Below are 24,042 nucleotides of genomic sequence, written 5' to 3'. Positions count from 1 at the left end.
GCCATGCCGTCCCTCGCGACGGAGGACTTCGTCGTCGCGAAGGTCAACTACGCGGCGCTGTCGCCGATGCTGGTCGTCTTCGGGGTCGCCATGGTGGGCGTCCTCGTGGAGGCGTTCGCCCCCCGCCGCAGCCGGTATGCCGCGCAGGTCACCCTCTCCCTCGCCGGACTCCTCGGGGCGCTGGCGGCCCTGTACTTCGGGGCGCTGCACAACATGGGTCGCACGGTCGGCGCGGCGGACTCCGGGGCCGTCTCCATCGACGGGCCGGCGCTCTTCCTGCAGGCCACCCTGATCGTGCTCTCGATCCTGGGCGTGCTCACGATGGCCGAGCGCTTCGACGGGCACAGCGCGGACGCGTTCACGCCGATGGGCTCGGCGGTCCCCGGCTCGGCCTACGAGGCGGCGGCCCTGCGGGCGGGTGCCACGGGCACCGAGGTCTTCCCGCTGACGATGCTGGCGGTCGGCGGCATGCTGCTCTTCCCGGCCTCGGCCGACCTGCTGACGATGTTCGTGGCGCTGGAGGTCCTCTCGCTGCCGCTGTACATCCTCACCGGCCTGGCCCGTCGCCGGCGCCTGCTCTCGCAGGAGGCCGCGCTGAAGTACTTCCTGCTCGGCGCGTTCTCCTCCGGCTTCTTCCTCTTCGGTTCCGCGCTGCTGTTCGGGTTCTCCGGCTCGATGGACCTCAAGGTCATCGCGCAGGCGATCACCACCCAGGGCGGCATGGACGGCCTGCTCGTGCCCGGCGTCCTGCTGGTGGCCGTCGGCCTGCTGTTCAAGGTGGGCGCCGTGCCGTTCCACATGTGGACCCCGGACGTCTACCAGGGCGCCCCGACCCCGGTGACGGGGTTCATGGCCGCCTGCACCAAGGTCGCGGCCTTCGGTGCCCTGCTGCGGCTGTTCTACGTCGGCGTGGCCGGCAGCCGCTGGGACTGGGAGCCGGTCCTGTGGGGCGTGGCCATCCTGACCATGGTCGTGGGAGCGGTGCTCTCGGTCACCCAGACCGACGTCAAGCGCCTGCTGGCCTACTCCTCGATCGCCCACGCCGGCTTCATCCTCACCGGCGTCCTCGCCTTCGACCAGGTCGGCGTCTCGGCGACGCTGTTCTACCTCGTCGCCTACGGGTTCATCACCATCGCGGCGTTCGCGGTGGTCTCGCTGGTCCGGTCCGGCGGCTCCGAGGCCACGCACCTGTCGCAGTGGGCCGGCCTCGCCCAGCGCAACAGGCTGGTGGCGGGCGTCTTCGCCTTCCTGCTCCTGGCGTTCGCCGGCATCCCGCTCACGTCGGGCTTCACCGCCAAGTTCGCGGTGTTCTCCGCGGCGGTCGGCCACGGCGGCACGGTCCTGGCGGTCGTCGGGGTGCTCGCCAGCGCCGTGACGGCCTTCGTCTACATTCGACTCATCGTGCTCATGTACTTCTCCGAGCCGGTCGGTGACACCACGACCGTCGTCTCCCCGTCCGTCGTCACCACCCTCGCGGTGGCGATCGGCACCCTCGCGACGCTGGTCCTCGGCGTCCTGCCCTCGTCCGTGCTCGACCTGGCGTCCACCTCGGCGCTGTTCATCCGATGACCACGGCGTCACCAACGCTCGGGCTGCCGACCAGCTCGCCGGAGCTGGCGGCGAGGCTGCAGGACGGCCTCGCAGCCGTGGACGAGGCGCTGCGCGCAGCTGTCGACCACGACGACCCGTTCATCGCGGAGGCCTCCGGTCACCTCCTGACGGCCGGGGGCAAGCGGTTCCGCCCCCTGCTGACGCTGCTGGCCGCGGAGCTCGGCTCGGGGATCAGCCAGGAGGTGGTCGCGGCTGCCGCCGGGGTGGAGCTGACCCACCTGGCCTCGCTCTACCACGACGACGTGATGGACGAGGCGGACGTGCGGCGCGGCGTGGTGAGCGCCAACGCCCGCTACGGCAACTCGACGGCGATCCTCGTCGGTGACCTGCTGTTCGGCAAGGCGTCCGAGATCGTCGCGGGCCTCGGTCCCGAGGCCGTCAAGATCCAGGCGCAGACGTTCGTTCGGCTGTGCGCCGGCCAGATCCGTGATGACCACTCGCCGCCCCCCGGGGCGGACCCGGTGGACTACTACCTGGGCGTGCTGGCGGACAAGACCGGCGTCCTCATCGCGACAGCCGCGCGTTACGGCGCGATGTTCGGTGGCTGCTCCCCGGAGACCATCGAGATCCTGCGCCAGTACGGCGAGCGGCTCGGGGTGGTCTTCCAGCTCGTCGACGACCTGATCGACGTCAGCTCCGAGACCGGGGAGTCGGGCAAGACCCCGGGCACGGACCTGCGCGAGGGCGTGGCGACCCTGCCGGTGCTCTACGCCCTGGCCTCGACCGATCCTGACGACGCGCGACTGCGCGAGCTGCTCGCCGCCGACCTGCGCGACGACGCGCTGCACGCCGAGGCCCTGGACCTGCTGCGTGCCCACCCCGCCGTGGACCAGGCGCGTGAGCGGACCCTGGCCTTCGCGGAGGAGGCCCAGCAGCTGCTCGAGCCGCTGGGCGACGGGCCGGTGCAGGAGGCGCTGCGTGCCCTCGCGCTGGGCATCGTCCACCGCGCCGGCTGACGCCTGCCGACCACGCGAAGGGCGTGGGTGGTCCTCGGGGCCACCCACGCCCTTCGTCGTTCCCGGCACCGCCGTGTTCCGTGCCGGATCGCGCCTCCGCAGGTATGCCGTGCCCGTCACCTCCGGGGCCCGAAAGGGGGCGCGAACTGGGCCTTTTGGGCCGATTTGGAGTTCTGGCGAGGGCGTGCGTAAAGTTCTCTTCGTCAGCCCGACAGGGAGGAACGGACGCCACCGCGGCAGCGTGAGAGCGCAGCGCGAAGTAGGCCGGTCCCGGGGTTGATGATCTACCGCAAGCCTGCCGGGTTCCGGCGGATGCCTGGCGCCTGTGAGGGTGGTCGGGAGCGGGCGCTGAGCCTGCTACAGTGGATCACGACAAGCGGCCGGCGCGGACAGCGCGAGTCACTCGGGTTCGGGTGGTGGTCAGCAAGTCACAAACACGAACGGTAGCCCCGGATCCAGGCGTGAGTGTCTGGTGGTGGTGCGCGTCCGCTCCTTGAGAACTCAACAGCGTGCCAAAAATCGATGCCAATTACCTCGTCCCGGCGTCCTTGGTGATGTCGGACGAATTTCCTTTGGTTGATTATTGAATTCAAGTCCAGCGGGCTTGGTTCTGTTTCAGCCGGATTTTTAACCCTTCGGGGTCTGTTTTCCCAAGCCTTCGGGTTTGGGGTGCAAACATCAACGGAGAGTTTGATCCTGGCTCAGGACGAACGCTGGCGGCGTGCTTAACACATGCAAGTCGAACGGTGACGGAGGGAGCTTGCTCCTTCCTGATCAGTGGCGAACGGGTGAGTAACACGTGAGCAACCTGCCCCTCACTCTGGGATAACTCCGGGAAACCGGGGCTAATACCGGATACGACACGGACCCGCATGGGTATCGTGTGGAAAGTTTTTCGGTGGGGGATGGGCTCGCGGCCTATCAGCTTGTTGGTGAGGTAGTGGCTCACCAAGGCGACGACGGGTAGCCGGCCTGAGAGGGCGACCGGCCACACTGGGACTGAGACACGGCCCAGACTCCTACGGGAGGCAGCAGTGGGGAATATTGCACAATGGGCGAAAGCCTGATGCAGCGACGCCGCGTGAGGGATGACGGCCTTCGGGTTGTAAACCTCTTTCAGCAGGGAAGAAGCGCAAGTGACGGTACCTGCAGAAGAAGCACCGGCTAACTACGTGCCAGCAGCCGCGGTAATACGTAGGGTGCGAGCGTTGTCCGGAATTATTGGGCGTAAAGAGCTTGTAGGCGGTTTGTCGCGTCTGCTGTGAAATTTCGGGGCTTAACCCCGAACTTGCAGTGGGTACGGGCAGACTAGAGTGTGGTAGGGGAGACTGGAATTCCTGGTGTAGCGGTGAAATGCGCAGATATCAGGAGGAACACCGATGGCGAAGGCAGGTCTCTGGGCCATAACTGACGCTGAGAAGCGAAAGCATGGGGAGCGAACAGGATTAGATACCCTGGTAGTCCATGCCGTAAACGTTGGGAACTAGGTGTGGGTCTCATTCCACGAGATCCGTGCCGCAGCTAACGCATTAAGTTCCCCGCCTGGGGAGTACGGCCGCAAGGCTAAAACTCAAAGGAATTGACGGGGGCCCGCACAAGCGGCGGAGCATGCGGATTAATTCGATGCAACGCGAAGAACCTTACCAAGGCTTGACATGTACCGGAAACGTGCAGAGATGTGCGCCCCGCAAGGTCGGTACACAGGTGGTGCATGGTTGTCGTCAGCTCGTGTCGTGAGATGTTGGGTTAAGTCCCGCAACGAGCGCAACCCTCGTTCTATGTTGCCAGCACGTGATGGTGGGGACTCATAGGAGACTGCCGGGGTCAACTCGGAGGAAGGTGGGGATGACGTCAAATCATCATGCCCCTTATGTCTTGGGCTTCACGCATGCTACAATGGCCAGTACAAAGGGCTGCGATACCGCGAGGTGGAGCGAATCCCAAAAAACTGGTCTCAGTTCGGATTGGGGTCTGCAACTCGACCCCATGAAGTCGGAGTCGCTAGTAATCGCAGATCAGCAACGCTGCGGTGAATACGTTCCCGGGCCTTGTACACACCGCCCGTCAAGTCACGAAAGTCGGTAACACCCGAAGCCGGTGGCCCAACCCCTTGTGGGAGGGAGCTGTCGAAGGTGGGACTGGCGATTGGGACTAAGTCGTAACAAGGTAGCCGTACCGGAAGGTGCGGCTGGATCACCTCCTTTCTAAGGAGCACTGGCACCCCGCCGCCCACCTCGTGGGCCGGTGGTCATGGTGTCCAGGTGGCCCGCCTCGACCGAACGCGTCGAGGGGGTTGCTCAAGGGTGGAACATCGATTAGTTGGCGCCAGCCGGGTCGTGGCCGCACGAGTACAGCCCACCGCTTCTTCGGGAGTGGGGGGAGTGGAAAGTGCTTCACGGTTCGGGTGGTGCTTGGCACGTTGTTGGGTCCTGAGGGATCGGCCGTGGAGGGTGAACCTCCTGCCGTGCTCCTCGGATCAGTACCCGTCACCGATCCACCCGTTGGGTGGGGTTGGTGGGGTGGTCTGGTTGGACCTGTCCCTGGCACGAACCGCCGGCTCGCGTTGTTGAGCTGGTAGGCGGCCGGTGGGGGCGGGGACCGATCGTTGGTTGAGAACTACACAGTGGACGCGAGCATCTTTGTGGCCAAGTTTTTAAGGGCACACGGTGGATGCCTTGGCACCAGGAACCGAAGAAGGACGTAGGAATCTGCGATAAGCCTCGGGGAGTCGATAACCAGACTGTGATCCGAGGATTTCCGAATGGGGAAACCCGGCTGGAGGCAAGTCCAGTCACCCGCATCTGAACACATAGGGTGCGTGGAGGGAACGTGGGGAAGTGAAACATCTCAGTACCCACAGGAAGAGAAAGCAACCGCGATTCCGTGAGTAGTGGCGAGCGAAAGCGGATGAGGCTAAACCGGGCGTGTGTGATAGCTGGTAGGCGTTGCATGTCCGGGGTCGTGGGACTTTCCCGAGAGGTCTACCAACCTCTCAAGGAGTGAGAAATCTGCGTCATAGTCGAAGGGTCTTGAATGGCCCGGCACAGAGGGTGCGACCCCCGTAGACGAAATGGTGTGGACTCCTGGGAAGTATCCCAAGTAGCACGGGGCCCGAGAAATCCCGTGTGAATCTGGCGGGACCACCCGCTAAGCCTAAATATTCCCTGGTGACCGATAGCGGACAAGTACCGTGAGGGAAAGGTGAAAAGTACCCCGGGAGGGGAGTGAAATAGATCCTGAAACCGTGTGCCTACAATCCGTCGGAGCCTCCTTGTGGGGTGACGGCGTGCCTTTTGAAGAATGAGCCTGCGAGTTAGTGCTCCGTGGCGAGGTTAACCCGTGTGGGGAAGCCGTAGCGAAAGCGAGTCCGAATAGGGCGTTTTTAGTCGCGGGGTCTAGACCCGAAGCGAAGTGATCTACCCATGGCCAGGTTGAAGCGCGGGTAAGACCGCGTGGAGGACCGAACCCACTTAGGTTGAAAACTGAGGGGATGAGCTGTGGGTAGGGGTGAAAGGCCAATCAAACTTCGTGATAGCTGGTTCTCCCCGAAATGCATTTAGGTGCAGCGTCACGTGTTTCTTGCCGGAGGTAGAGCTACTGGATGGCTGATGGGCCTCACCAGGTTACTGACGTCAGCCAAACTCCGAATGCCGGTAAGTGAGAGCGTGGCAGTGAGACTGCGGGGGATAAGCTCCGTAGTCGAGAGGGAAACAGCCCAGACCACCAGCTAAGGTCCCTAAGCGTGTGCTAAGTGGGAAAGGATGTGGAGTTGCTGTGACAACCAGGAGGTTGGCTTAGAAGCAGCCACCCTTTAAAGAGTGCGTAATAGCTCACTGGTCAAGTGATTCCGCGCCGACAATGTAGCGGGGCTCAAGCACACCACCGAAGCTGTGGCATTGACACTTTGCCCGGCCCCTTGTGGGTCCAAGCGTGTTGATGGGTAGGGGAGCGTCGTGTGGCGGGTGAAGCGGCGGAGTGATCCAGCCGTGGACGCTACACGAGTGAGAATGCAGGCATGAGTAGCGAATGACGGGCGAGAAACCCGTCCGCCGAATAACCAAGGGTTCCAGGGTCAAGCTAATCTGCCCTGGGTAAGTCGGGACCTAAGGCGAGGCCGACAGGCGTAGTCGATGGACATCGGGTTGATATTCCCGAACCGGCGAAGAACCGCCCATATCGAACCATGTGATGCTAAACGCCCAAAGCACCAGGTGAAGCCTTCGGGTGGAGTCTGGTTGTGGCGGCCGTGACCCGAGCATGTAGTAGGTAAGCGATGGAGTGACGCAGGAAGGTAGCCTCCGCGTGGCGATGGTTGTCCACGTCTAAAGGTGTAGGGCGAGAGGTAGGCAAATCCGCCTCTCACATAGCCTGAGACCCCATAGTGACCGCGTTAGCGGGAAGAGGGTGATCCTATGCTGCCAAGAAAAACTTCTAGCGAGGTTCGAGCCGCCCGTACCCCAAACCGACTCAGGTGGTTAGGTAGAGAATACCAAGGCGATCGAGTGAATCGTGGTTAAGGAACTCGGCAAAATGCCCCCGTAACTTCGGGAGAAGGGGGGCCCGGATCGTGACCCCACTTGCTGGGTGAGCGTGAACGGCCGCAGAGACCAGGGAGAAGCGACTGTTTACTAAAAACACAGGTCCGTGCGAAGTCGCAAGACGATGTATACGGACTGACGCCTGCCCGGTGCTGGAACGTTAAGGGGACCGGTTAGCCTCACGGCGAAGCTGAGAACTTAAGCGCCAGTAAACGGCGGTGGTAACTATAACCATCCTAAGGTAGCGAAATTCCTTGTCGGGTAAGTTCCGACCTGCACGAATGGCGTAACGACTTCTCCACTGTCTCAACCACGAACTCGGCGAAATTGCACTACGAGTAAAGATGCTCGTTACGCGCAGCAGGACGGAAAGACCCCGGGACCTTTACTACAGCTTGGTATTGGTGTTCGGTACGGCTTGTGTAGGATAGGTGGGAGACTGTGAAGCATGCACGCCAGTGTGTGTGGAGTCAACGTTGAAATACCACTCTGGTCGTTCTGGATATCTAACCTCGGTCCGTGATCCGGATCAGGGACAGTGCCTGGTGGGTAGTTTAACTGGGGCGGTTGCCTCCTAAAAGGTAACGGAGGCGCCCAAAGGTTCCCTCAGCCTGGTTGGCAATCAGGTTTTGAGTGTAAGTGCACAAGGGAGCTTGACTGCGAGACAGACATGTCGAGCAGGGACGAAAGTCGGGACTAGTGATCCGGCGGTGGCTTGTGGAAGCGCCGTCGCTCAACGGATAAAAGGTACCCCGGGGATAACAGGCTGATCTTGCCCAAGAGTCCATATCGACGGCATGGTTTGGCACCTCGATGTCGGCTCGTCGCATCCTGGGGCTGGAGTAGGTCCCAAGGGTTGGGCTGTTCGCCCATTAAAGCGGTACGCGAGCTGGGTTTAGAACGTCGTGAGACAGTTCGGTCCCTATCCGCTGTGCGCGTAGGAAACTTGAGAAGAGCTGTCCCTAGTACGAGAGGACCGGGATGGACGAACCTCTGGTGTGTCAGTTGTCCTGCCAAGGGCACCGCTGATTAGCTACGTTCGGAAGTGATAACCGCTGAAAGCATCTAAGCGGGAAGCACGCTTCAAGATGAGGTTTCCAGGCCCGTAAGGGTGAGAGGCTCCCAGCTAGACTACTGGGTTGATAGGCCGGATGTGGAAGCACAGTAATGTGTGGAGCTGACCGGTACTAATAAGCCGATAACTTGATACAAAGATGCTACGCGTCCACTGTGTGGCTCCCGAGCAACGGCCGGGACCACAACTACATACTGCACAACACGCTTCGTTGTTGTGAGCAGCCGTAACGCTCGACAGGGTTACGGCGGCCATAGCGAAGGGGAAACGCCCGGTCCCATTCCGAACCCGGAAGCTAAGCCCTTCAGCGCCGATGGTACTGCACTGGTGACGGTGTGGGAGAGTAGGACGCCGCCGGACAAACATTGAACGAAAGGCCCCACCACTGGTGGGGCCTTTCGCATTTCCCGGGACCCTATTAGGGTCCGGACCATGGCCGCCCCGGTGTCGCGGTATGACCAGTTGGAGCGGGCGACCTGCACCCTGGACGCCCCGTTCGCCGTCGTCGACCTCGACGCGTTCCGGGCCAACGCCGCAGACCTGGCCCGCCGTGCCGCCGCAAAGCCCATCCGGGTCGCCACGAAGTCCGTGCGCTGCCGGGCCCTGGTCGCCGAAGCCCTGCGCACCCCCGGCTTTCGGGGGTTGATGGCCTGGAGCCTGCGAGAAGCGCTCTGGCTCTCCGGTCATGGTGTCGGCGACATCCTCGTCGCCTACCCCAGCGTCGACCGTGAGGCCCTGCGCCAGCTCTGCGCGGATCCCGTTGCGCTCGAGGCGATCACGCTCATGGTCGACGACGTCGCCCACCTCGACCTCCTGCGCCACCAGCGCGGCCGGGGCGGCACCCCGGCACCGGTGAAGGTCTGCCTCGACGTCGATGCGTCCCTGAGGATCGGTCCGGTGCACCTCGGGGTCCGCCGGTCGCCGCTCCACACGGCGGAGCAGGTCCGCCGGCTGGCCGCCGAGGCGGTGGCTCGGGCGGACGTGAGCCTCGTCGGCCTGATGTTCTACGAGGCGCAGGTGGCCGGGCTCCCGGACAGCTCGCCGGCGGTGCGCTGGGTCAAGCGGCGTTCGGTCGCCGAGCTCGCCGACCGGCGTCGCGCCGTGGTCGCGGCCGTCACGGCACTGGCACCCCTGCGCTTCGTCAACGGTGGCGGCACCGGAAGCCTGCACCTGGCGGCCCACGACGACGCGCTGACCGAGCTCGCGGCCGGCTCGGGCCTGTTCGGCCCCACGCTGTTCGACGGCTACGACGCGTTCCGGCCCCGGCCGGCTGCCTTCTACACAACGCCGGTCGTCCGCCGTCCCTCCAGCTCGACGGCGACGGTCGCCGGCGGGGGCTGGCCCGCGTCCGGCCCGGCCGGGCGCTCCCGCCTCCCGTCCCCGTGGCGCCCCCGCGGCCTGCGGCTGACCCACACCGAGGGTGCCGGGGAGGTGCAGACGCCGCTCGTCGGGCCCACGGCCGGACAGCTGCAGGTCGGGGACCGCGTCTGGTGGCGGCACGCCAAGGCGGGCGAGCTGTGCGAGCGGGTCGACGTGCTGCACCTGGTCGAGGAGGACAGGGTCGTCGACCAGGTCCCGACCTACCGCGGTGAGGGGAAGGCGTTCGGATGAGTCGCTGGACGAACTGGGCGGGCACCGAGCACGCCGACCCTGCCAGGACGGCGACCCCCGCTGACACCGCAGCGGTCGCCACGGCGGTGACCGCCGCGGTGGCCGACGGCCTGCGGGTGAAGCCGGTCGGTGCCGGCCACTCCTTCACCGGGGCGGCGGTCACCGATGGGCTGCTGCTCGACCTGACCGGCCTGAGCGGCCTCGACGCGGTCGACCAGGAGAGCGGACTGGTGACGGTGCGGGGTGGCACGCGGCTGCACCGGCTCAACGAGACCCTCTGGCAGCACGGGCTCGCCCTGCCCAACCTGGGCGACATCGACCAGCAGAGCATCACCGGGGCGCTGGCCACGGGGACGCACGGCACCGGTGCGCGCATCGGCGGCCTGGCCACCCAGGTGCGTGCCCTTGAGGTCGTGCTCGCCGACGCCAGCGTCGTGACCTGCTCCCCGCAGGAGCGTCCCCGGCTGTTCGAGGCAGCGCGGGTAGGGCTCGGTGCCCTCGGGGTCATCACCGGCGTCACGATGCAGTGCGTCCCGGCCTTCGCGCTCCATGCGCAGGAGCGCCCGGAGCGGTTCGGCGCCGTCCTGGAGTCCCTCGAGCACGACGCGGACACCAACGACCACTACGAGTTCTTCTGGTTCCCCCACACGGACCGGACCCTGACCAAGCGCAACAACCGCGTGCCGCAGGGCACCCCGCTGGAGCCGCTGCCGCGCTGCGGGCCCGGGTCGACGACGAGCTGCTGGCCAACACGGTGTTCGAGTGGGTCAACCGGCTCTCGACCGCGCGCCCGTCGATCGTCCCGCGCCTCAACGCGATCACGTCGCGGGGCCTGAGCGCCCGGGAGTTCACCGACGCGGCATACAAGGTCTTTGTCAGCCCCCGGCGCGTGGTCTTCCGGGAGAGCGAGTACGCCGTGCCCCGCGAGGCGCTGCGGGACGTGCTGACCAGCCTGCGCGAGTGGGTCGACAGCCACGAGGAGCGGCTGCCGTTCCCGGTCGAGGTGCGCTTCGCCGCGGCGGACGACGTCTGGCTCTCGACCGGCTACGAGCGCGACAACGCCTACGTCGCGGTGCACCAGTACCACCGGCTGCCGCACGAGCGCTACGTCGCGGCCTTCGAGGCGATCGTCGGCGAGCACGCCGGGCGGCCGCACTGGGGCAAGCTGCACAACCTGGGCGCCGACCGGCTGCGGGGGCTCTACCCGCGCTTCGACGAGTTCCTCGCGGTGCGCCAGGAGGTCGACCCCGGCCGCACGTTCGGCAACGACTACCTGAACCGGGTCCTCGGGTCGTGAGGCTCAGACCGCGGCGGACTCCGCCGCGCGGCTGAGCCGGACCCGGCCGCGCGCCGAGCGCACCGAGTCGACCGTCAGCAGGGCGAGGGCGGCCCACACGATCGCGAAGCCGAGCCACCGCGCCGGGCTCATCGACTCGCCGAGGAGCAGCACGCCGCAGAGCAGCTGCAGCACCGGCGTGACGAACTGCAGCAGCCCGATCGTGACCAGTGGGACCCGCCGCGCCGCCGCAGCGAAGAGCAGCAGCGGCACCGCGGTGACGACGCCGCTGACCGCCAGGAGGGTGGGGTGCACCGGGGCGTCGGAGGTGAACGTCGTGCCGCCGGAGACGCCGAGCCAGACGAGCACCCCGAAGGCGACCGGCGCGAGGACGATCGTCTCCGAGGTCAGGCTCTGCAGCGCTCCGAGCGAGGCTCCGATCCGCTTCTTCATCAGGCCGTAGAGCGCGAACGTCATGGCGAGGCTGAGGGCGATCCACGGCGGGCGGCCGGAGTCGACGGTCAGGTAGACCCCCGCCGCCAGGCCGATCCCGACCGCGAGCCACTGCAGCGGCCGCAGCCGCTCACGCAGCACGACGACCCCGAGCGCCACCGTGACGATCGGGTTGAGGAAGTAGCCCAGCGAGGCCTCGGTGACGTGGTGGGAGACCACCGCGGCCACGTAGATCACCCAGTTGGCCGCGATGAGCAGCCCGGCGATGGTGATGGCGCCCAGGGTCCGCGGCCGGCCCAGGGTCGGGCGCAGCCAGCCGACGTCGCGCCGGATTCCCAGCAGCACCAGGCAGAACAGCAGCGTCCACACGATGCGGTGAGCCAGGATCTCCCACGCCCCCGCCGGGGCCAGCGCGTGGAAGTACAGGGGGAACAGGCCCCAGAGCGCATAGGCGCCCGCGCCGTATGCCGTGCCCCGCCGGGTCTCGTGGTCAGCCGTGGAGAGCGGGGCGCTCACGCGCCCACGGTCCAGGTGTCCTTGCCGTGGAGCAGGGCGCCGAGGTCCTCGTCGCTGGCCGGGCCGCCGCCGGAGGCGACCGCACCCTCGACCTGGGCGCGCACGAGGTCGTCGTAGGTCGGGCGCTGCACGTTGCGGAAGATGCCCATCGGCACGTGCACCATCTCGGGGTCGTCCAGCCGCGAGATCGCGAACGCGGCGGAGGGGTCCTCGGCGCCCGCGCGGTGGGTGACCACGCGGGTGGGGTCGGCGTCGACCGCAGGCACGACGCGCAGCTCCCCCTCGGCCCCGCGCACGACGACGTGGTCGGCGCCGGAGCGGACCGGCTCGCCGTCGACGAGGTGCACGATCCGGGCCTCGGCCGAGGTGCGGTCCTTGAGGACGTCGAACGCGCCGTCGTTGAAGATCGGGCAGTTCTGGTAGATCTCGACCAGCGCCGACCCGCGGTGCTCGGCAGCCGCTCGCAGCGTCTCGGTGAGGTGCTTGCGGTCGGAGTCCATGGTGCGGGCGACGAAGGTCGCCTCGGCCCCGAGCGCCAGCGACACCGGGTTGAACGGGTTGTCGACCGAGCCGACCGGCGTGGACTTGGTGACCTTGCCGATCTCGGAGGTCGGGGAGTACTGACCCTTGGTCAGGCCGTAGATCCTGTTGTTGAACAGCAGGATCTTGAGGTTGACGTTGCGGCGCAGTGCGTGGATGAGGTGGTTGCCACCGATCGAGAGCGCGTCGCCGTCACCGGTGACCACCCAGACGGACAGGTCGCCGCGGGCCGTCGCCAGCCCGGTCGCGATCGCCGGCGCGCGGCCGTGGATCGAGTGCATCCCGAACGTGTCGAGGTAGTAGGGGAAGCGCGAGGAGCAGCCGATGCCGGAGACGAAGACGATGTTCTCGCGCTTGAGGCCGAGGTCGGGCAGGAAGCCCTGGACCGCCGCGAGGATCGCGTAGTCACCGCAGCCGGGGCACCAGCGCACCTCCTGGTCGGAGGTGAACTCCTTCTTGGTCTGCGCGGGCGAGCCCTCGGGAAGGTGCGGCACCCCGTGGGTGCCCGTGCCGGGCATACCGAGCTCGATGGCGGTCATCGGTGGGATCCCTCCTCGATCTCGCTGACGGCCTTGTTGAGCACGTCGGCCAGATCCGTTGCGGTGAAAGGCAACCCGCGCACCTGCGTGTGGGACTGCACGTCGACGAGGTACTTGGCCCGCAGCAGCAGGGCGAGCTGGCCGAGGTTCATCTCCGGCACGATGACCCGCTTGTATGCGCGGAGCACGTCACCGGTGTTGGCCGGGAACGGGTTGACGTGGCGCAGGTGGGCGCGGGCGATGCTGGCGCCGGCGTTGCGCAGCAGGCGGGTGGCCGCCGCGATCGGGCCGTAGGTCGAGCCCCAGCCCAGGACGAGCACCTCGGCGTCGCCGGTGGGGTCGTCGACCTCCAGCGGCGGGATGCTGCCGGCGATGCCGTCGACCTTGGCCTGCCGCAACCGGACCATGAGGTCGTGGTTGTCGGGGTCGTAGGAGATCTCGCCGGTGCCGTCCTTCTTCTCGATGCCGCCGATGCGGTGCTCGAGGCCGGCGGTGCCCGGAACGGCCCACGGACGGGCCAGCGTCTCGGGGTCGCGCAGGTAGGGGTGGAACACCGGGTTGCCCTTGCCGTCGACCGCGTTGGGCTCGGCGGCGAACTCCACCGTGAGGTCGGGCAGGTCGCCCACCTGCGGGATGCGCCACGGCTCGGAGCCGTTGGCGAGGTAGCCGTCGGAGAGCAGGAACACCGGGGTGCGGTAGGTCGTGGCGATGCGCACGGCCTCCAGGGCGGCGTCGAAGCAGTCACCGGGGGACTGCGGCGCCACGACGGGCACGGGCGCCTCGCCGTTGCGGCCGAACATCGCCTGGAGCAGGTCGGCCTGCTCGGTCTTGGTGGGCAGGCCGGTCGAGGGCCCGCCGCGCTGGACGTCGACGATGACCAGCGGCAGCTCGAGGGAGACCGCCAGGCCGATCGTCTCCGCCTTGAGGGCGATGCCGGGGCCGGAGGTGGTGGTGACGCCGAGCGCACCACCGAACGAGGCGCCGAGGGCCGCGCCGATGCCGGCGATCTCGTCCTCGGCCTGCATCGTCGTCACGCCGTAGCGCTTGAGCGTCGAGAGCGTGTGCAGGATGTCCGAGGCGGGGGTGATCGGGTAGGCCCCGAGCACCATCTGCAGCCCGGCGCGATGGGCCGCCGCGACCAGGCCGTAGGCCAGGGCGGTGTTGCCCGTGATGTTGCGGTAGGTGCCCGCCGGCATCTTCGCCGGGGCGACCTCGTAGGCGACCGCGAAGTCCTCGGTCGTCTCGCCGTAGTGGAAGCCGGCGTGCAGCGCCGCCAGGTTGGCCTCGAGGATCTCCGGTCGGGTGCCGAACTTGGACCTGAGGAACCGCTCGGTGCCCTCGGTCGGACGCGTGTAGAGCCAGGACAGCAGCCCGAGGGCGAACATGTTCTTGGCGCGTTCCTTGTCCTTGCGGGACAGGTCGAAGTCGGCCAGCGCCTCGACGGTGATCGAGGTCAGCGCCACCGGGTGCACGTGGTAGCTGTCCAGCGAGCCGTCCTCGACCGGGCTCTCGGCGTAGCCGACCTTGGCCAGGTTGCGCTTGGTGAACTCGTCGGTGTTGACGATGATCGTCGCCCCGCGGGGCACGTCGCGCAGGTTGGCCTTGAGCGCCGCCGGGTTCATCGCCACGAGGACGTCCGGGGCGTCGCCGGGGGTGAGCACGTCGTGGTCGGCGAAGTGCAGCTGGAAGCTGGACACGCCCGGAAGGGTGCCCTGGGGCGCCCGGATCTCGGCCGGGAAGTTGGGCAGCGTCGACAGGTCGTTGCCCAGGATCGCGGTCTCGGACGTGAACCGGTCACCGGTGAGCTGCATGCCGTCGCCGGAGTCGCCGGCGAACCGGATGACGACACGCTCGAGCCGCTGAACTGGCTTGCTACTCATGACCGCTTCTCCACCAAGCTTCCCTTGCATCCCCCGACGTCGTTCGGTGGCGTCAGGACGCCACCTCCATCGTAAGTCTGGCCCAGATGCTGGACGCCCCGAGTCCGGCGTTTGGGACGTTTGTCCCGGTCCCGACCAGCCGAACGGATGACCCGTCCCGCGGTCCGGACCGGACGGCATACCGGTGGCGCACTAGGCTGGCGGACGTGCCGCCCTATGCCGTTGTCGCCGCCGTCGTGGTCGCCGGTGTGCTGCTGTTCGTCGCGGCCATGGGTGCCCGCCGGCTGCTCGCCCCCCGCGCGGCGACGCCGGCCAAGCTGGCCACCTACGAGTGCGGGGTGGACCCGGTCGGCGAGGGGTGGGCGCAGACCAACGTGCGCTACTTCGTCTACGCGTTCCTGTACGTCATCTTCGCCGTCGACGCCGTCTACCTCTTCCCCTGGGCGACGGTCATCCGTCAGAGCGACCTCGGCGCCGCGAGCCTGGTGGAGATGGGCGTCTTCGTCGCCGTCCTGCTGATCGGCCTGGCCCACGCCGCGCGCCGCGGCCTGCTGCGCTGGTGGTGACCCGGTGAGCACCCCGCTGCCCATGCCCCGGGTCGGCCCGGCGACCGAGCACGCGCCGACCCCGATCAAGCTCGTCCTCAACTGGGGCAGGCGCTACAGCCTGTGGGTGTTCAACTTCGGGCTGGCCTGCTGCGCCATCGAGTTCATCGCGGCGTCGATGGCCCGCCACGACTTCATCCGCCTGGGCGTGATCCCGTTCGCCCCCGGGCCGCGGCAGGCCGACCTGATGGTCGTCTCCGGCACGGTCACGGACAAGATGGCCCCGGCCGTGCGCCGCCTCTACGACCAGATGCCCGAGCCGAAGTACGTCATCTCCTTCGGCGCCTGCTCCAACAGCGGCGGGCCCTACTGGGACTCCTACTGCGTCACCAAGGGCGTGGACCAGATCATCCCGGTCGACGTCTACGTCCCCGGCTGCCCGCCCCGGCCCGAGGCGCTGCTCCAGGGGATCATGCGCCTCCAGGAGAAGATCGCCGCGGAGACGTTGTCCACCAAGGGAATTCGCGCCAAGTATGCCGGGTCGCGGCGCTCGCAGGCCGGTGCCGTGACGCGCCCCCTGCTGCACAAGCCCGCGCGGCCGGCCCCGGAGCCGCAGGCATGACCGGGCTCGAGACGCCCTGCCGCGACGTGGCCGTCGAGGAGTGGGTGGCGGCGCTGACTGCGGCGCGCGAGGAGGGGTTCAGCTTCTTCGACTGGCTCACGGCGGTCGACCAGACCGACGCCGAGGAGACTCCCGGCTTCGACCTGGTCTGCCACGTGATGCGGCACGGCGGCCCCGGCGCGCTCGAGCGGCTGCTGCTGCGCACCCGGGTGCCGCTCGACCGGCCCGTCGCCAGTGCCACGGCGGTCTGGCGCGGTGCGGCCTGGCACGAGCGCGAGACGCACGAGATGTTCGGCGTCGACTTCGACGGCTTCGACGACGGCACCGGGCAGGGTCTTCGGCCGCTGCTGCTGCCCGACGGCTTCGAAGGGACCCCGCTGCGCAAGTCCTTCGTCCTCGCCGCCCGTGCCAGCAAGGCCTGGCCCGGCGCCAAGGAGCCGGGGGAGTCCGAGGCCGGGTCCTCCCCGAGCCGCCGCAAGCTGCTGCCGCCGGGCGTCCCGGACTCCACCTGGGGGCCACGGTGAGCGACGTCGTCGAGCTGGTCGTCCGCGCGGTCAGCGTGCTGGCCGCGTTCCTCGTGCTGCCGCTGCTGGTCGGGCAGACCGAGCACAAAGTCATGGCGCACATGCAGGGCCGGCTCGGACCGATGTATGCCGGGGGCTTCCACGGCTGGGCGCAGCTCGTCGCCGACGGGGTGAAGTTCGTCCAGAAGGAGGACATCACCCCGCGCGAGGCCGACCGCCCCGTCTTCAAGCTGGCGCCGGCGGTCGCGCTCGTGCCCTACCTCGTCGCCCTCGCGGTGATCCCGCTGTCGCCGTCGGTCGTGGCCGCCGACGTCGACGCCAGCGTCCTGTTCGTCCTCGCGGTCACCGCGGTCGGCATCCTCGGGACCCTGATGGCGGGGTGGTCCAGCGCCAACAAGTACGCCCTGCTCGGCGGGATGCGCGCGGCCGCCCAGCTGCTCAGCTACGAGCTGCCCATCGTCCTGGCCACCGCCTCGGTCGCCCTGGCCGCCGGGACCGTCTCGCTCACCGGCATCGTCGCGGCGTGGCACCCGCTCTGGCTGCTCTGGCAGGCACCGGGCGCCCTGTGCTTCCTCGTCGCCGCCGTCGCCGAGCTGCAGCGCCCGCCGTTCGACATGCCGGTCGCCGACTCCGAGATCGTCTTCGGCCCCTACACCGAGTACACCGGGCTGCGCTTCGCGTTCTTCCTGCTCTCGGAGTACGCCGGGATCGTCGTGATGTCCCTGCTCTTCGCCGTGCTCTTCCTCGGCGGCTGGCACGGCCCGTTCGCCGAAACCCTCGGCTGGGCGTGGACCCTGCTCAAGGCCGCCCTCGTCGCGGTCGTCGTGATCTGGCTGCGGGTGGCGTGGCCGCGGCTGCGCGAGGACCAGCTCCAGCGCCTCGCCTGGCTGGTCCTCGTGCCGCTGGCGATCGCCCAGCTCGCCCTGACCGGTGTCCTCGTGGTGGTGACCTCCTGATGTCCAGCAACCAGAACCCTTCCGCAGCCCAGGCACCCCGGGAGAGAGGCGTCATACCGGGTCTGCTCAAGGGGCTGGCGACCACGGCGCGCACCCTCGCGAGGCCGAGCCACACCGCCGAGTACCCCGACGCGCAGCCGCACCTGCCCCCGCGCACCCGTGGCGTCATCGCGCTGCTGGAGGAGAACTGCACCTCCTGCATGCTCTGCGCGCGCGAGTGCCCGGACTGGTGCATCTACATCGACTCCCACAAGGAGACGATCCCGGCGCCGACGCCCGGCGGCCGCGAGCGGCAGCGCAACGTCCTCGACCGGTTCGCCATCGACTTCTCCCTGTGCATGTACTGCGGGATCTGCATCGAGGTGTGCCCGTTCGACGCGCTGCACTGGAGCCCGGAGTTCGAGTACTCCGAGCTCGACATCCGCGACCTGTTGCACGAGAAGGAGCGGCTCGGGCAGTGGATGCCCACCGTGCCGCCGCCCCCGGCGCTCGACGCCGCCTCGGCCGACCCTGCCGAGGTCGCGGCCGCCAACAAGCCGCCGCGCGCCGCACGCCCGGTGCGCCCGGCCACGACCGTCCGGTCCCAGCCGCCGGCGGCGGAGGGGGACGCGTGACGACCCTCGACGTGCTGTTCACGGCGGTCGGGCTGATCACCGCCGCCAGCGCAGTCCTCGCCGTCACCACCCGCCACCTCGTCCACGCCGCGCTCTGGCTGGTCGTCACCCTGGGCACGCTCGCCGGGTGCTACCTCGTCCTCGGCGCCGAGCTGGTCGCCCTCGTGCAGCTGCTGGTCTACGTCGGGGCGGTCGTCGTCCTCGTGCTCTTCGCGCTGATGCTCACCCGGGCTCCGATCGGTCCGAGCCCTGAGCACACCTCCGGCCCGGTCCAGCGCGTGGCCGCGGCCGTGGCGGGCGCCGGGGTCGCCGGGCTGCTCGGGGGGGTCCTGCTCTCGGCCTTCGGCGGCTCGCTGGTGCGCACCCGGGACGGGCGCACGCACGGCGTGGCCGAGCAGCTCTTCGGCACGTGGGTGTGGCCGTTCGAGCTGCTGTCCCTGCTGCTGCTCGTGGCGCTGATCGCCGCGTTCGCCGTCTCCCGTATGCCGTCCGGCCAGGTCCCCGAGGCCGCCGCGCCCGAGCGGGCCGCGGCCGAGACCCCGGTGGAGGTGTCGTGATCCACCTGGGCCTGCCGCTCGCGCTCGTCGCGGTCCTCGCCGGGGCCGGCACCTACGGCGTCATCGCGCGGCGCAACGCGGTGCTCGTCCTCATCGGGGTCGAGCTCATCCTCAACGCGGCCAACCTGCTGCTGGTGACCATGGGCTCGGTCCTGCCCGACCCGCTGCGCTCCGGCCATGTGCTGGCGCTGTTCGTCATCACCATCGCCGCCGCCGAGATCGGCGTGGCGCTCGCCGTCGTCCTGGCGCTGTTCCGCGACCGGGGGCACGTGGACCTGAGCGAGCCCGGGGCATGACCGGCCTCGCGACCACGACGAGCCGCCTCGTCGTCCTGCTGCCGACGCTCGCGGCCCTGACCGGGCTGCTGCTGGCGCGGCGCTCCCGGGCCGGTGCCGGCCTGGTGGCCATCGGGGCGGCGCTGGCCGGGATCGTCGTGGCCGTCCTCGAGCTCGTCGCCGTCCACGCCGGGGGAGCGACCGAGGCCATCGGCACCGTCGGCCCCCTCCCGCTGGGCCAGCTGGTCGTGCCGCTGCGGCTGCTGGCCGACCCGCTCACTGCCGTCGTCGCCGTCGCGGTCACCGTCGTCGGGGCCGCCGTGCAGGCGTTCGCCCGCTGGTACCTCTCGCAGGACGAGCGCTACCCGGTCTTCGCTGCCACGGTCTCGCTCTTCCTCGCCGGGATGCTGCTCGTGGTCCAGTCCGGCGACCTGGTCCTCACCTTGGTCGGGTGGGAGGTCATGGGCTGGTGCTCCTACCTGCTCATCGGCCACGACAGCCAGCGTGAGTCGGCGCGGCGCGCGGCGCTCAAGGCCTTCCTGGTCACCCGGGCCGCCGACCTCGCCCTCGTCATCGGCCTCGTCATCCTGGCCGCCGGCGCCCGCTCCACGGCCATCCCGACGGTCATCGCCCACTGGCGCGCCGACCCGGGCGCCCTCCTCACGGCCGCGCTCGTGTGCCTGCTGTCCGGCATCGCCGGCAAGTCGGCCCAGTTCCCCTTCCAGGACTGGCTGCCCGACGCGATGGAAGGCCCCACGCCCGCCTCGGCCCTGATCCACGCCGCGACCATGGTGGCCGCCGGGACCTATGTCGTCGCCCGGCTGTTCCCGCTCTACCTCGCCTCGGACACCGCGCGGCTTGTCCTCGCCGTCCTCACCGCGGTGACCATGGTCGGCTCGGCCGTCCTGGCGTTCGGCCAGTCCGACCTCAAGCGCCTGCTGGCCTGGTCGACGGTCAGCCAGGTGGCGATCATGCTCTCGGGCCTGGCCGTCGCCCCCACGTCCCCGTGGCCGGGGGTCACCCACCTGCTCGCCCATGCCATGTTCAAGGCACTGCTGTTCCTCGCGATCGGCTGGCTGAGCGTGCTGACCGGGGGCACCACCGCGGTGGCCATGACCGGTGGCCTGCGGGCGCACCCGATGCTGCGCGCCCTGGTCGGGGTGGGCCTGCTCTCGCTGGCCGGCGTGCCGCCGCTGGTCGGCTTCGTGTCCAAGGAGCTCGTCATCGGCGCGGCCGAGGAGGGCACCCGGCACGGCCCGGTCCTGGGCGCGTGGCTGGTGCTGGTCGCGCTGCTCGTCACGGTGCTCCTCACCGCCGCCTACTGCACCCGCGCCTGGCTGGTGCTCATCCACGAGCGGGCCGACCGCGCGCAGCCGCCCGTGCCCGAGGCAGGCACGGCCGGCCACGGCCACGCGCCCATCGACACCCCTGCGACCCTGAGCGTGCAGTCGCTCGGCGTGCTCACCGTCCTCGGAGGCATCCTCGTGCTGACCCCCCTCGCCGGTGACGTGGGCAGCATCGGCTGGTTCACCGCAGTGCTGTCCCTGCTGCTGGTCGCCGGGGCCTTCCTCGGGGTCCGGCGCGGCGCCACCGCCACGGCCGGCGGCGACGCCGCCGAGCGGCTCGGCCCGCGCTGGACCGCCCTGCTGGGCAACGGGTTCGGCGTCGACACCCTCTACGTCCGGGCGGTGGCCGAGCCGGTCACCGCGCTGGCCCGGGTCGTCGTCGCCGCCGACCGTGACGTCATCGACGCCTACGTCCGCGGCACCGCCGTCGCCACCCGCTGGGCCGGGCGGGGCGCCGACCGGGCCCACACCCACCGGCCCTCGGCCTACCTGGTGTGGGTGCTGCTCGGCATGCTCGCGGTCGCGCTCGTTGGGGTGGGCCTGTGGTAGCCGTCCTGCTCGCCGCCCTCGTCGTGCCCGCGGTGGCCGGCACCGGCCTGGTCCTCGCCGGCCGGGCGGCCCGGGCCGTGGACCCGTTGCGGGCCAACGCCTTCGCCCTCGGCGCCTCCGTGCTGACCCTGGTCCTCGTGGTGGCCACCGTCCTCGCCCGACCCGGGCTCGACCGGCCATGGGTGCCCTCGCTCGGGCTGCGGCTCCACCTGGGCGTCGACGGCATCAGCGCACCGCTGCTGCTGCTGACTGCGGTGCTGGGCGTCGCCGTCGTGCTCCACGGTCGCCGCTACGGCCCCGAGGGCGGCTCGGCGACCACGTTCTACGGCTGCCTGCTCATCGTCGAGCTCGGCGCCCTCGCTACCTTCCTCGTCCGCGACGCCGTCCTGTTCTTCATCGCGTTCGAGACGGTCCTCGTGCCCATGTGGGTGCTGATCAGCCGCTACGGCGACCGGCACGACCCCGGAGCCCGGGCCGATGCCTCCGGCCGGTTCGTCCTCTACACGGTGCTGGGCTCGACGTTGATGCTCATCGGCATCCTGGCGCTGGTGCACGCCGCCGGCACCGCCGACCTGACCGCCCTGGCCGCGATGCGCGGAGCCGGGATCGACAAGGGCACCCAGGCGCTCGTCGCCGTGCTGCTGCTAGTGGGGCTCGGCATCAAGGTGCCGCTCTTCCCCGTGCACACCTGGCTGCCGCCGGCCCACACGGTGGCCCCGACGGCCGGCTCGGTGCTGCTCGCCGCGGTGCTGCTCAAGATGGGCACCTACGGCATCGTGCGGCTCGCCGTCGCGCCGCTGCCCGCCGGGTTCGCCGCGGTGGCGCCCGTTCTCGGGGCGCTGGGCGTCGTCGGCATCCTCTGGGGAGGCCTGGCCTGCCTGGTGGAGAACGACCTCAAGCGGCTCATCGCCTACTCCTCGGTCGCGCACATGGGCTTCGTGGCCCTGGGCCTGGCCAGCGGCACCGCGACCGGCCTTCAGGCCGCGCTCTTCGCCAACGTGGCCCACGGCATCGTCTCGGCGCTGCTGTTCTTCCTCGTCGGCGGCCTGAAGTCCCGCTGGGGGTCGGCCGACCTGCGGGTGGCCCGCGCCGCGCTGCGCGAGGTCTCCCCGCGCCTCGGGTTCACCCTCGTCGTCGGCTTCGCCGCCTCCCTCGGCCTGCCCGGCCTCGTCGGCTTCTGGGGCGAGTTCCTGGCCCTGTATGCCGCGTGGTCACCGGCCGTCGGCCTCCCGGTCACGTTCTTCCGCGTGCTCGCTGCCGTCGCGGTGGTGGGCACCGCGCTCGCGGCGGCCTACTCGCTGCGGGTGCTGCGCCTGGTCTGGGCGGGGGAGCGCACGGCCCCGGCGCTGGAGGACGCCCGCGGCCCCGAGCTCGCGATCCTCTCGGTGCTCGTGGTCGCCGTGGTCACGCTCGGCGTCCTGCCCGGACCGGTCCTGCGCAGCACCGCCCCTGACGTCGCCCGCATCACCACGGAGGCCGTGCGATGACCCCCGCCGCCGCCGCAGCCGTCGTCTCCGTCGACCTGCTGGCCCTGGCCCCGGTCCTCGCGCCGGCGGCGGGTGCGGCCGTGGTGCTCGTCGCCGACGCCATCGCCCCGCGCCTGGGCCGCTCCCACCTCGTGCTGGCCCTCGTGGCGCTCGCGGTCGGCGTGGCCGGCACCGTCGCCGGGCTCGGATCCGCCCCGGGGGACGCCCAGCGCACGCTGTGCCTGCCCGCGGAGCCGGACCTGTGCCTCTACGCCGCCGGCGCCGCCGCCTCGGCGCTGCAGCTGGCGGCGCTCGTCGGTGCGGTCGTGACGGTCCTGCTCGCCTGGCCCGCGGAGAGCCGGGCCCCGCGGGGCCGCTCGGCCGTCTGGGTCAGCCTGGTGCTCGCCGCCACCACCGGCGCGACCGCCGTCGCGGCAGCGCGTGACCTGGGTTCCTGGCTGGTCGCCCTGGAGCTGGCCACCCTGCCGACGGTCGGCCTCGTCGCCCTGCGCGCGGCCCGGTCCGCGATCTCCGGTGCTGTGGCGCTGCTGACCACCTCACTGGTCTCGTTCTCCCTGCTCGCCCTCGGCGCCGCCTGCTGGTACACCGCCACCGGCAGCGCGCTGCTTGCCCCGGACGCGGCCCTGGCGGCGGCCGGCGACCCGGCCCGGCGCACGATCCTGGTGCTGTCGGTCGTGCTCTTCCTCGGCGGCGTCGGCTTCAAGCTGTCCCTGGTGCCGTTCCACGCGTGGACCCCGGAGGCCTACGACGGTGCCGCCCTCCCCGCGGCCGCATTCCTCGCCGGCGCCTCCAAGGTCGCGGCCCTGGCGGCCCTGCTCGTGGTCATCGGGGCCATCGCGCCGCTCGGCGCCCCGGTGCTCACCTCGATCGCCGTGGTCTCCGCCCTCTCGATGACCCTGGGCAACGTCATGGCGCTGCGCCAGGACAACGTGCTGCGGCTGCTGGCCTGGTCCACCGTCTCCCAGGCCGGCTGGGTGGTGCTGCCGCTGGCCACCGTGTCCGCCGGGGCGCTCGCGGCCGCCAGCGCCTACCTGCTGGCCTACGTCGTGGCGACGCTGACCGTGTTTGCCGTCGTGGCGGCGCTGACCCACCTGCGCGGGCCGGGTGCGGCACGCACGCTCCCGGCATACCGGGGGCTGTTGCGGGAGCGGCCGGGACTCGGCGTCGCGCTGGGACTGGGCCTGCTCTCGCTGGCCGGCCTGCCGCCGGGCGTCCTCGGGCTCGTCGCCAAGGTCGTCGCGCTGCGCCCGGTGGTGGCCGGCGGGCTCTGGCTGCTGGCCGTGGTCGCCGCGGCCAACGCCGTGCTCGGCGTCGCCGTCTACCTGCGCTGGCTCAAGGTGCTGCTCGAGCCGGCCGAGGCGCGCCCCGCGGCGCCGGCGGCGCCCAGGCGCGTGCACCCCAGCGTCCTGACGGCCGTCGGGCTGGGGGCCGGGGTGCTCGTCGTGACCAGCGTCGGTCCCCAGCTGCTGCTGCGCCTGCTCGGCGGCGGCTGACCCCCGGCTGCCCCGCCGGGCGCGCCGCGGACTGGGCGGTGGCTGGACGCGGACTGGGTGCCCGCTGGACGGAACGCGC

At 69.6% G+C, this 24,042-nt stretch carries 16 protein-coding genes, 3 rRNA genes and 1 pseudogene; 17 read left to right on the top strand and 3 right to left on the bottom strand.

Translation table 11 applies throughout. The annotated features are described in order from the left end of the window. The first annotated feature begins 3 nt into the window (after window positions 1–3). The 7 genes and pseudogenes from nuoN to AC3ANM_RS08315 all read left to right on the top strand — a co-directional run bounded on the left by nuoN (window position 4) and on the right by AC3ANM_RS08315 (window position 11,088). Window positions 4–1,569, top strand: coding sequence for an NADH-quinone oxidoreductase subunit NuoN (gene nuoN / locus AC3ANM_RS08345; RefSeq protein ID WP_488287928.1), 1,566 nt, complete (start codon window positions 4–6; stop codon window positions 1,567–1,569). Further along, window positions 1,566–2,567 (top strand): polyprenyl synthetase family protein, encoded by a 1,002-nt coding sequence (locus tag AC3ANM_RS08340; protein ID WP_488287661.1) that lies wholly within the window; start codon window positions 1,566–1,568, stop codon window positions 2,565–2,567. Before nuoN ends, AC3ANM_RS08340 begins: the two co-directional genes overlap by 4 nt. A 678-nt stretch (window positions 2,568–3,245) precedes the next feature. Then, a 16S ribosomal RNA gene (locus tag AC3ANM_RS08335) occupies window positions 3,246–4,771 on the top strand. 439 nt (window positions 4,772–5,210) lie between these two features. After that, window positions 5,211–8,316, top strand: a 23S ribosomal RNA gene (locus tag AC3ANM_RS08330). A gap of 107 nt (window positions 8,317–8,423) precedes the next feature. After that, window positions 8,424–8,540 (top strand): 5S ribosomal RNA (gene rrf / locus AC3ANM_RS08325). The 16S, 23S and 5S rRNA genes sit together here, the layout of an rRNA operon. Window positions 8,541–8,612: 72 nt before the next feature. Beyond that, a complete protein-coding gene (locus AC3ANM_RS08320; RefSeq protein ID WP_488287660.1) occupies window positions 8,613–9,791 on the top strand; it encodes an alanine racemase in 1,179 nt (392 codons plus the stop codon). After that, a pseudogene (locus tag AC3ANM_RS08315) lies at window positions 9,788–11,088 on the top strand (D-arabinono-1,4-lactone oxidase). The gene AC3ANM_RS08320 and the pseudogene AC3ANM_RS08315 overlap by 4 nt, the downstream one beginning before the upstream one ends. A gap of 3 nt (window positions 11,089–11,091) precedes the next feature. Here the strand turns inward: AC3ANM_RS08315 and rarD are convergent. The 3 genes from rarD to AC3ANM_RS08300 are packed head-to-tail and all read right to left on the bottom strand — an operon-like array spanning window position 11,092 to window position 14,995. Further along, window positions 11,092–12,036, bottom strand: a complete 945-nt coding sequence (rarD, locus tag AC3ANM_RS08310; protein WP_488287659.1) for an EamA family transporter RarD — start codon at window positions 12,034–12,036, stop codon at window positions 11,092–11,094. Beyond that, window positions 12,033–13,115, bottom strand: coding sequence for a 2-oxoacid:ferredoxin oxidoreductase subunit beta (locus AC3ANM_RS08305; RefSeq protein ID WP_488287658.1), 1,083 nt, complete (start codon window positions 13,113–13,115; stop codon window positions 12,033–12,035). The genes rarD and AC3ANM_RS08305 overlap by 4 nt, the downstream gene beginning before the upstream one ends. Then, on the bottom strand, window positions 13,112–14,995 hold the full coding sequence (locus tag AC3ANM_RS08300) for a 2-oxoacid:acceptor oxidoreductase subunit alpha (protein WP_488287657.1): 1,884 nt from the start codon (window positions 14,993–14,995) through the stop codon (window positions 13,112–13,114). Before AC3ANM_RS08300 ends, AC3ANM_RS08305 begins: the two co-directional genes overlap by 4 nt. Window positions 14,996–15,201: 206 nt before the next feature. Here AC3ANM_RS08300 and AC3ANM_RS08295 point away from each other — a divergent pair, with 206 nt between their 5' ends. Genes AC3ANM_RS08295 through AC3ANM_RS08250 form a run of 10 tightly spaced genes read left to right on the top strand, consistent with a single transcriptional unit; the run spans window position 15,202 to window position 23,963 of the window. Continuing rightward, the gene (locus tag AC3ANM_RS08295; RefSeq protein WP_488287656.1) at window positions 15,202–15,561 is read left to right on the top strand and encodes an NADH-quinone oxidoreductase subunit A; all 360 of its coding nucleotides are present in this window, start codon (window positions 15,202–15,204) and stop codon (window positions 15,559–15,561) included. A gap of 22 nt (window positions 15,562–15,583) precedes the next feature. Then, window positions 15,584–16,162 carry an NADH-quinone oxidoreductase subunit B gene (locus AC3ANM_RS08290; RefSeq protein WP_488287927.1) on the top strand — a complete coding sequence of 193 codons (579 nt, stop codon included), beginning with the start codon at window positions 15,584–15,586 and terminating at the stop codon, window positions 16,160–16,162. After that, complete coding sequence (locus AC3ANM_RS08285; protein ID WP_488287655.1) at window positions 16,159–16,686, top strand: NADH-quinone oxidoreductase subunit C; 528 nt, start codon at window positions 16,159–16,161, stop codon at window positions 16,684–16,686. The genes AC3ANM_RS08290 and AC3ANM_RS08285 overlap by 4 nt, the downstream gene beginning before the upstream one ends. Continuing rightward, the gene (gene nuoH, locus AC3ANM_RS08280) at window positions 16,683–17,642 is read left to right on the top strand and encodes an NADH-quinone oxidoreductase subunit NuoH (protein WP_488287654.1); all 960 of its coding nucleotides are present in this window, start codon (window positions 16,683–16,685) and stop codon (window positions 17,640–17,642) included. Before AC3ANM_RS08285 ends, nuoH begins: the two co-directional genes overlap by 4 nt. Then, a complete protein-coding gene (locus AC3ANM_RS08275; RefSeq protein ID WP_488287653.1) occupies window positions 17,642–18,256 on the top strand; it encodes a NuoI/complex I 23 kDa subunit family protein in 615 nt (204 codons plus the stop codon). The genes nuoH and AC3ANM_RS08275 overlap by 1 nt, the downstream gene beginning before the upstream one ends. Continuing rightward, entirely contained in the window at window positions 18,253–18,813 is a 561-nt protein-coding gene (locus tag AC3ANM_RS08270) for an NADH-quinone oxidoreductase subunit J family protein (protein WP_488287652.1), read from the top strand. Before AC3ANM_RS08275 ends, AC3ANM_RS08270 begins: the two co-directional genes overlap by 4 nt. Next, a complete protein-coding gene (gene nuoK / locus AC3ANM_RS08265) occupies window positions 18,810–19,109 on the top strand; it encodes an NADH-quinone oxidoreductase subunit NuoK (RefSeq protein ID WP_488287651.1) in 300 nt (99 codons plus the stop codon). Before AC3ANM_RS08270 ends, nuoK begins: the two co-directional genes overlap by 4 nt. Then, window positions 19,106–20,983 (top strand): NADH-quinone oxidoreductase subunit 5 family protein, encoded by a 1,878-nt coding sequence (locus AC3ANM_RS08260; RefSeq protein WP_488287650.1) that lies wholly within the window; start codon window positions 19,106–19,108, stop codon window positions 20,981–20,983. Before nuoK ends, AC3ANM_RS08260 begins: the two co-directional genes overlap by 4 nt. Continuing rightward, window positions 20,977–22,470, top strand: a complete 1,494-nt coding sequence (locus AC3ANM_RS08255; protein ID WP_488287649.1) for a complex I subunit 4 family protein — start codon at window positions 20,977–20,979, stop codon at window positions 22,468–22,470. Before AC3ANM_RS08260 ends, AC3ANM_RS08255 begins: the two co-directional genes overlap by 7 nt. Continuing rightward, window positions 22,467–23,963, top strand: coding sequence for a proton-conducting transporter transmembrane domain-containing protein (locus AC3ANM_RS08250; protein ID WP_488287648.1), 1,497 nt, complete (start codon window positions 22,467–22,469; stop codon window positions 23,961–23,963). The genes AC3ANM_RS08255 and AC3ANM_RS08250 overlap by 4 nt, the downstream gene beginning before the upstream one ends. Window positions 23,964–24,042 lie beyond the last annotated feature (79 nt).

The organism is Oryzihumus sp. JJN4-3R, assembly GCF_057747915.1.
This window is presented reverse-complemented; position numbering and strand designations above follow the sequence as displayed.

What these genes read in the sequence shown, in the direction of transcription:
- AC3ANM_RS08285 (WP_488287655.1), top strand. Translation starts at nt 16,159, where the DNA reads ATGACCGGGCTCGAGACGCCCTGCCGCGACGTGGCCGTCGAGGAGTGG.
- AC3ANM_RS08275 (WP_488287653.1), top strand. Translation starts at nt 17,642, where the DNA reads ATGTCCAGCAACCAGAACCCTTCCGCAGCCCAGGCACCCCGGGAGAGA.
- AC3ANM_RS08340 (WP_488287661.1), top strand. Translation starts at nt 1,566, where the DNA reads ATGACCACGGCGTCACCAACGCTCGGGCTGCCGACCAGCTCGCCGGAG.
- AC3ANM_RS08305 (WP_488287658.1), bottom strand. Translation starts at nt 13,115, where the DNA reads ATGACCGCCATCGAGCTCGGTATGCCCGGCACGGGCACCCACGGGGTG.
- AC3ANM_RS08290 (WP_488287927.1), top strand. Translation starts at nt 15,584, where the DNA reads ATGCCCCGGGTCGGCCCGGCGACCGAGCACGCGCCGACCCCGATCAAG.
- AC3ANM_RS08260 (WP_488287650.1), top strand. Translation starts at nt 19,106, where the DNA reads ATGACCGGCCTCGCGACCACGACGAGCCGCCTCGTCGTCCTGCTGCCG.
- AC3ANM_RS08250 (WP_488287648.1), top strand. Translation starts at nt 22,467, where the DNA reads ATGACCCCCGCCGCCGCCGCAGCCGTCGTCTCCGTCGACCTGCTGGCC.
- AC3ANM_RS08320 (WP_488287660.1), top strand. Translation starts at nt 8,613, where the DNA reads ATGGCCGCCCCGGTGTCGCGGTATGACCAGTTGGAGCGGGCGACCTGC.
- AC3ANM_RS08300 (WP_488287657.1), bottom strand. Translation starts at nt 14,995, where the DNA reads ATGAGTAGCAAGCCAGTTCAGCGGCTCGAGCGTGTCGTCATCCGGTTC.
- nuoN (WP_488287928.1), top strand. Translation starts at nt 4, where the DNA reads ATGCCGTCCCTCGCGACGGAGGACTTCGTCGTCGCGAAGGTCAACTAC.